The sequence below is a fragment of the Mesorhizobium sp. M2A.F.Ca.ET.042.01.1.1 genome (genome assembly GCF_003997405.1).
In the GTDB taxonomy this organism is placed as follows: domain Bacteria; phylum Pseudomonadota; class Alphaproteobacteria; order Rhizobiales; family Rhizobiaceae; genus Mesorhizobium.
On record NZ_RZRX01000049.1, the window covers coordinates 22,060 to 29,844 of the forward strand.

The following is a 7,785-nucleotide window of genomic DNA, read 5'->3' on the forward strand; positions in this document are numbered from 1 at the left end:
GCCGCTGGCGATACCAACCGTTGAAGATTATCTGTTTTCGATGGCGTTCGCGGGGTCAGAGGCGTTTGTGAGGCTGGGTTCATGGTAAGAGGCTTAGTCGTTGCCGCGACGCTCTTGTTGGCGACGATGGGCGGGAGCGTCCGCGCCGAGCCGGATGTCCCGGCCCTCCTCTTGGCGGCGGCTGAAGGAGGTGCCCGGACCGAGCCGGATATCGGCAATTGGCGCGTCGACACCGGCAGCGACGCCCAGATAACGGCCTCGCTGCATGCCATCAACAAGCTCATCACAGGGGGCGGAGCGCTGGGCTACAGCCCGGTGCTGACCTTGGCTTGCCGGCGCGATGGCGAACCACGCTGGAGCGAATGGCTACAGCTCAAGGATCCGGTCTCCGCCAGCCGCAAGATCACCATCTCCGTCATTGTCGACGGCGGCAAGACCGATGAAAGCTGGTCGGTCGGCCCGCGCGGCAAAATGCTGGTCAGGGATGGGGACGACGGTATCAAGCGCCTGGTTTCGGCCAACCGGCTGACGTTGTCATGGCGCTTCGGCCTGCTGTCGGGGCGCGGCGAGGCCGATTTCGAACTTGCAGGTCTCTCCAAAGCGATCGGCCAGATCGCCGCAAGCTGCAAAACCGATCCACCTTGACCTCGCGGCCTGAAGCGCGTCGCGATCTTTCAGATTCGCTCATGCGCTTTAGGTTTTGATTTTACGCCTGTCTTTCCCGAACCGGATCACCCCTTCAGGAGACATGCCTTAGAACAGCTTTCCAGTTCGGCGGTCGTCATGGGGCGCCCAAACACCTTGCCGATGATATCGAGCATCGCGTTGTGCGGGTCTAAGCCTCGGCAAAAGCTCGCCTTTTTTTATCCATTTGCACGATTCTGTGGTATAAAGGTGCCGCAATTCCACTGAAGAAACCCGGATCCTCCGCTCTAATGCGTGGCGCACGCAAGCGGGCCGGTGTGGCGCCGATCGTTGCGACGCAAAACGAGACCATCAGGGAGGAAATGCGATGCGTATAATCGCGCTTTTCATCGTCTTGTCCGCTACCACCATCCTCGCAAGCCCATCGCAGGCGCAAGATGCCGCCGCGGGCGAGAAGGTCTTCACCAAGTGCAAGGTCTGCCACGTTGCCGACCAGGACCAGAACAGGATCGGTCCGTCTCTGCACGGCGTCATCGGGCGTGTTGCCGGAACGCACCCCAACTTCACTTATTCCGCGGCCATGATCGCGGCTGGAAAATCCGGCGTCAAATGGGACGAGCCGACCCTGACGACCTACCTTCACGCCCCCCAGGCGATGGTCAAGGGGACGAAGATGACATTTCCCGGCCTCAAGGATGACAAGGACATAGCCAACGTCATCGCCTACCTGAAGCAGTTCTCCAAATAGGCTGCCCTTCCGGGCAATCGCTGGTCGTCCTGCAATTGCGCTGTTGAAATGTCGCGCCCGCGTGCCGCTATGCCGGCAGCGCGAAGAACCCCAACAGCAGCAGCACAGCTATGCCAAGGCCGAGTATGACAAGCGTCCGCGTGTCCATGACGTTCACCTTCGACCGGGCGGGATGACCCGAAAATCGGGATCGATTTTCGAAAAAGATCATAGGCCCATCAAAGCGGTACAGCGCGCTGTGCACGCCCAAAAGGGCGCGCGATGCGGCAAGAGAACATCTCCTGGCTTTTACGCAATCAGGGGCCAGGTCCGAAAAACGCGATACGGGTCAGCAGCGTATAGTCGGCTTCGAAAACCATCATGGTCACGAAGACCAGCACCAATATCGGCGGCAGGATGATCGCATACATCATCGCCAGCCGCTCCCAGGCCATGTGCATGAAGACGGCGACGATCAATCCCGCCTTGAGCATCATGAAGATGAGGATCAGCGACCATCTGAGATAGCCGTGGATGCCGAAATAGTCGACCAGGTAGGAGCATGTGCTGAGGATGAACAGCCAGGCCCAGACCACCAGGTAGAGCTTGATCGGGTGCTCCTGGTGGGTGTCGGTGGTGGCGACGGCCGCCGCATCATGCGCATGGTCGGCGTGCAGTGCGTGTTGTCCGAGACCGTTTGCGGTTGCTTCAGCCATATCTGCCTCACCAAAGATAGAAGAAGGCGAAGATGAACACCCAGACCAGGTCGACGAAGTGCCAGTAGAGACCCATGATCTCGACATTCTCGTAACGACCCCGGCGGCTGGTGAAGAATCCGGGCCGCCCGATGTCGAAATCGCCACGCCAGACTTTTCGCGCCACGATGATCAGGAAGATCACGCCGATCGTGACATGGGTGCCGTGAAAGCCGGTGATCATGAAGAAGCATGAGCCGAATTGCGCGGCCCCCCAGGGGTTGCCCCATGGCCGCACCCCCTCGGTGATCAGCTTGGTCCATTCGAAGGCCTGCATGCCGACGAATGTCGCGCCAAGCGCCGCGGTCAAAAGCATCAGGATCGCGGTTTTGCGGCGATCGTGGCGGTAGCCGAAATTGACAGCCATCGCCATGGTGCCGCTGCTCGAGATCAGCACGAAGGTCATGATGGCGATCAGGATCAGCGGGATCTCCGAGCCGCCGATGCGCAGGGCAAAGACCTCGCTTGGATTGGGCCACGGCACGCGCGTGGACATGCGCGCGGTCATATAGGAGAGCAGGAAGCAGCCGAAGATGAATGTGTCGCTGAGCAGGAAGATCCACATCATGGCCTTGCCCCAGGACACGTTCTTGAACGCCCGCTGATCCGAGGCCCAATCGGCGGCGATGCCGCGCCAACCCCGGGGGCGATCCAACTGGCTGGTATGCGTCAGTGTCGTGTCAGCCATCGCCAGTCTCCTAGGTCAGCAGCCGTTGGCAGATGTCGATGAAGGTCGCGGCCCAACCCGCCAGCAGGGCGAAGATGCAGAGCCAGACGAAAAGCAGGAAATGCCAGTACATGGCGCAGAGCTCGACGCTGAGGCGAAGCTGCTCCGGCCGCGCTCCAGTCCAGGCGCCTATGCTCGTCCTCCCAAGTCCGACCAGACCGCCGAGTATGTGCAGGCCGTGCATGCCGGTGATCAGATAGAAGAAGCTGTTGGCCGGGTTGGATGCGAGCAGATAGCCGTCCCCGGTCAGTTGCCGCCATGCCATCAGCTGACCGACGAGGAAGGCAAATGTCGTGAACCCCGCCGTGGCAAGGCCCAGCCGGACGTTGTCGACCTGGCCTTTGCGCGCGGCGACCACGGCACATTGCAGCGCGACGCTGCTTAGCACCAGCACGCCGGTGTTGAGCCAGAGCAGGCGCGGCAGCGGCAGCGGCTGCCAGTCGGGCAGGCCCATGCGCATGAAATAGGCGCTGGTGAATAGCGAAAACAGGCAGCCGACGACGGCGAGGAAGACGCCGAGGCCGATCTTGGCGGTGGGCAGCGCCGACCGGTCGAAACCGACGAAATCCCCGGCCAGGCCTTGCTCCAGCCAGGGCTTGGCCGTCAGCCGCTGGTGCGAAAGCCACCATCCGGCAAAGCCGGCGATCACCAGCAGAAAGACCAGGATGACGCTCATGCCGGCTCCCTCGATGGTGCGAAGTCGCCCGGCACGTTCTGCGGGATGAAGTCCTCCTTGGCTCCCGGCACGCTGTAGTCATAGGCCCAGCGATAGACGATCGGCAGTTCCTTGCCGAAATTGCCGTGCGCCGGCGGCGTCTCAGGCGTTTGCCATTCGAGCGTCGTCGCTCGCCAGGGGTTGCCGCCGGCCTCGCGGCCATGGCGGATGCTCCAGATCAGGTTGAACAGGAACACCATCTGGGCGAAGCCGACGATGAAGGCCATGATCGAGATGAACGAGTTCAGATGACGAGCCGATTCCGTCATTATGGTCATGTCGGTGAGTTCGGCGTAACGCCGTGGAACACCCATCAGGCCGAGATAATGCATGGGGAAGAAGATCAGGTAGGCGCCAACGAAGGTCACCCAGAAATGGAAGCGGCCGAGCATCTCGTCCAGCATCCGTCCGGTGACCTTCGGGTACCAGTGATAGATCGCGCCGAAGATCACCAGGATGGGCGCGACGCCCATGACCATGTGGAAATGGGCGACGACGAACATGGTGTCCGACAGTGGCACGTCGACGACGACATTGCCGAGGAACAGTCCGGTCAGGCCGCCATTGACGAAGGTGACGATGAAGGCGAGCGCGAAAAGCATCGGTATGGTCAGATGGATATCGCCGCGCCACAGCGTCAGCACCCAATTGTAGACCTTGATCGCCGTAGGCACGGCAATGATCAGGGTCGTGGTCGCGAAGAAGAAGCCGAAATAGGGGTTCATGCCGCTGACATACATGTGGTGCGCCCAGACGACGAAGCTCAGGGCGCCGATGGCGATGATCGCCCAAACCATCATTCGGTAGCCGAAGATGTTCTTGCGCGCATGCGTGCTGATCAGGTCGGACACGATGCCGAAGGCCGGCAGGGCCACGATGTAGACTTCCGGGTGGCCAAAGAACCAGAACAGGTGCTGGAACAGGATCGGGCTGCCGCCATTGTGCTGCAGCTGCTCGCCCATCTCGACAATCGCCGGCATGAAGAATGAGGTGCCGAGAACGCGGTCAAGCAGCATCATCACACAAGCGACAAACAGGGCCGGGAAGGCGAGCAGCGCCATGACGGTGGCGGTGAAGATGCCCCAGACGGTAAGCGGCAGGCGCATCAAGGTCATGCCGCGCGTGCGGCCCTGCAGCACCGTCACCACATAGTTGAGGCCGCCCATGGTGAAGCCGACGATGAACAGGATGAGCGAGGAGAGCATCAGGATGATGCCCCAGTCCTGGCCGCCCGGCGTGCCGGTCATGATCGCCTGCGGCGGGTAGAGCGTCCAGCCGGCGCCGGTCGGCCCGCCCGGCGCAAAGAAGCTCGACACCAGAACGAGCACGGCGAGCAGATAGATCCAGTAGCTCAGCATGTTGACATAGGGAAAGACCATGTCACGGGCGCCGACCATCAGCGGGATGAGGTAGTTACCGAAGCCGCCGAGGAAAAGCGCGGTGAGCAGGTAGATCACCATGATCATGCCGTGCATGGTGATGAACTGGTAGTAGGCCTCCGGCGTGATGAAGTCGAACGTGCCGGGAAAGCCGAGCTGCAGGCGCATCAGCCAGGACAGAACCAGCGCCACCAGGCCGATCGCGGTTGCCGTCGCCGAGTATTGGACCGCTATGACCTTCGCATCCTGCGAGAAGACATATTTCGTCCACCAGCTGTGCGGATGATAGAGTTCGACCTCCCCAACTTCGGCGGGCGGAACGGCATCTGCGGGTGTGACGTCGACCATCGGAGCACCTCCGTGCCCTATTGTGCGGACCTCGAAAGTTTCGAGTTTGCCGCGACGCCCAGATTGGACGCCATTGACTTTCCTGGCGGCTGGTTCGCCGAGCCCGATTGCTGGGGCGCCGACAATTGCGCGAAGGTCTGCTGCTGGCCGAGCCAAGCCAGATAATCCTGCTCTGCGTCGACCACGACCACGCCATGCATCAGCGGGTGCCCTTGGCCGCATAGCTCGGCGCACAGGACCTGGAAGGTACCGGTCCGGGTCGGGGTGAACCAGAAATAGGTCACCGAGCCTGGGATCATGTCCATCTTGGCGCGGAATTCCGGGATATAGAAATCGTGCAGCACGTCGATCGAACGCAGCAGCACCTTGACCGGCTTACCGACCGGCAGATGAAGATCGGCGGCTTGGACCAGGACATCATCCTGGCCGTTCGGATCCTTGGGGGCGACGCCCAACGGATTGTCAGCGGTGACATCCCGGGTGTCGGAAGTGCCGAGCTTGCCGTCCTTGCCCGGCAAACGGAAGCTCCACTGCCATTGCTGGGCGACCACCTCGATTGCGGTCGCATCGCCTGGCACCGTGACGAAGCGGCTCCAGACGAACAGGCCGGGAACCAGCAAAGCGGTGACGCCGAACGCGGTGACGATCATCAGCCACGATTCAAGGCGCTTGTTCTCGGGTTCGTATGCCGCGCGATTGCCTTCCCGATGCCGGAAGCGGAAGACGCAATAAGCCATGAACAGGACGACAGCGGCAAAGACGATGCCGGTGATCCAGAAGCTGATGATGATGGTGTTGTCGATATAGTCCCAGTTGGAGGCAATGGGCGTCCACCACCATGGGCTCAGGAGGTGGAACAACACCGAGCCCACGACGATCAAAACGAGTACAAGCACAACGGCCATGTCCCGTTCCTCCCGGCATTCCAAACGCGCGAAGCGTCCCGAAATGCCAAGCGCATCATGCTCGTTTTCCGGTTGAAATTCCAGAGCCGACTATCTGATTGGCAAAATGTTGCTCTCTACGCCCGGCTTTCGGGGCGCAAGGCGGCGGCTGCCAGATGGCCGGAACGCCATGCCAGCGCGATCGCTACGTCTCTGGATCGTGCTTCAGCTTGCTCTAGCGGCACCATTTCTCCACGGCAATCGCAATTGCCTTCGTGCAATCGACGAGGTCGCGCACCGAAACGCGCTCATTGGGCTGATGCGCCTGCGCCGGGTCGCCGGGACCGAAATTGACGGTCGGCGTGTTGCCGAGGCCTGTCGGCAGGCCGATGTCGCTATGCGCGCCGAAGCCGCTCAGCACCGGCGACAGATTGGCGTCCTTCACGGCTTCCTGAAAGACACTGACGAACGGATTGTCGGAGGGGATTTCGGCGCAGTCGGCATCGAGTATCCATTCGACGTGGGCAGGGTGCAGGCGCAGATAAGGGTCCGCCTGGCAGACATTGGCGATATGCTCGTCGATCTCGCGCTTGACATTGCCGCCCAGCCTGAATTCGTCATGCTCGCTCGGCAGGTACTGCGCGTCGATGATGATTTCGCCGCGACCAGCCATGGAGGAAGGGTGCTCGCCGGCATTGATCTGGGTGACGATGATCTGGTTGGGCAGGTCCATCAGCGGGTGGTTCTTCCTGGGGTCGAACATCCAGCGCCGGTTGAGGATATCAATGCCATCGAGGATCTGCCGGCAGAGCTGCACGGCATCGACCGGGCCACTCGAATACCAGGCGTTCGGCGTCAACTCCGCATGGCCGCCGATACCGTCGACGATGATCCTGCCCCACAATATGCCGTGGCAGAGCGGCGCGATCTTGTTTGCCGTCGGCTCGGTCATGATGCCGGCATCGGCGCGAAAGCCGCGATCGACCATGGCCAGCGACCCCATGCCGCCGATCTCCTCGTCGACGACGGTGGTGAAGACGATATCTCCGGAAAGACTGACGCCGAGCCCCTTCAGGATTTCGACCGCCATCAGCATGCAGGCGACGCCGCCCTTCATGTCGACGGTGCCGCGCCCATGCAGAAAACCGTCCTTCAGCACGGGCTGGAACGGATCGGTTGCCCAGTGTCCGGCTGCGCCTGGCGGCACGACGTCGATATGACCGGTCAGCATGATCGAGCGGCCGCCGCCCGTGCCCTTCAGCACGCCGCCCAGATTGGGCCGGCCCTCGAAAGTCCTCCCCTTGTTGGCGCCGGCGCGTCCCTTGTATTTTTCATAGAGCGCCGGGCCGTCCGGATCCCACAGATCGGTGGTGAAGCCGAGCGCCTCCAGGCGCTTCTGCAGATAGAGCTGGCAGTCGCGTTCGCCCGGGCCGGCCTCCTTCGGATCGGATTTCACGATCGAGGGGAAGGCGACGAGATCGCTCAGCGTCTCGACGATGCGATCGGCCGCTGCCTCGACGCGCGCGGCGATGGTCTCTTCCATGGAAGGCATTAGGATCTCCAACGTTGGGAAAGCCGGTCGGCAAGAAGGACGAACACCAGAAG

General features: G+C 61.6%; 8 protein-coding genes. 2 read left to right on the forward strand and 6 right to left on the reverse strand.

What is annotated here, in order from left to right; genetic code table 11:
• The first annotated feature begins 81 nt into the window (after nt 1–81).
• On the forward strand, nt 82–645 hold the full coding sequence (locus EOA23_RS10185) for a hypothetical protein (protein ID WP_245474111.1): 564 nt from the start codon (nt 82–84) through the stop codon (nt 643–645).
• 367 nt (nt 646–1,012) lie between these two features.
• Nucleotides 1,013–1,393, forward strand: a complete 381-nt coding sequence (locus EOA23_RS10190; RefSeq protein ID WP_127303845.1) for a cytochrome c family protein — start codon at nt 1,013–1,015, stop codon at nt 1,391–1,393.
• Between the two features lie 296 nt (nt 1,394–1,689).
• Here EOA23_RS10190 and EOA23_RS10195 read toward each other — a convergent pair whose 3' ends face one another.
• The 6 genes from EOA23_RS10195 to EOA23_RS10220 form a co-directional block, all read right to left on the reverse strand.
• A complete protein-coding gene (locus tag EOA23_RS10195) occupies nt 1,690–2,088 on the reverse strand; it encodes a cytochrome C oxidase subunit IV family protein (RefSeq protein ID WP_127303847.1) in 399 nt (132 codons plus the stop codon).
• Nucleotides 2,089–2,095: 7 nt separating this feature from the next.
• Nucleotides 2,096–2,815: a heme-copper oxidase subunit III family protein gene (locus tag EOA23_RS10200; protein WP_127303849.1), complete on the reverse strand. Its 720-nt coding sequence runs from the start codon at nt 2,813–2,815 to the stop codon at nt 2,096–2,098.
• Between the two features lie 10 nt (nt 2,816–2,825).
• Nucleotides 2,826–3,530, reverse strand: a complete 705-nt coding sequence (locus EOA23_RS10205) for a cytochrome c oxidase subunit 3 (RefSeq protein WP_127303851.1) — start codon at nt 3,528–3,530, stop codon at nt 2,826–2,828.
• Nucleotides 3,527–5,296, reverse strand: coding sequence for a cytochrome c oxidase subunit I (ctaD, locus tag EOA23_RS10210; protein WP_127303853.1), 1,770 nt, complete (start codon nt 5,294–5,296; stop codon nt 3,527–3,529). Before ctaD ends, EOA23_RS10205 begins: the two co-directional genes overlap by 4 nt.
• A gap of 17 nt (nt 5,297–5,313) precedes the next feature.
• Nucleotides 5,314–6,201: a cytochrome c oxidase subunit II gene (locus tag EOA23_RS10215; protein ID WP_127303855.1), complete on the reverse strand. Its 888-nt coding sequence runs from the start codon at nt 6,199–6,201 to the stop codon at nt 5,314–5,316.
• A 214-nt stretch (nt 6,202–6,415) separates the two neighbouring features.
• Nucleotides 6,416–7,732 carry an ArgE/DapE family deacylase gene (locus EOA23_RS10220; protein ID WP_127303857.1) on the reverse strand — a complete coding sequence of 439 codons (1,317 nt, stop codon included), beginning with the start codon at nt 7,730–7,732 and terminating at the stop codon, nt 6,416–6,418.
• Nucleotides 7,733–7,785 lie beyond the last annotated feature (53 nt).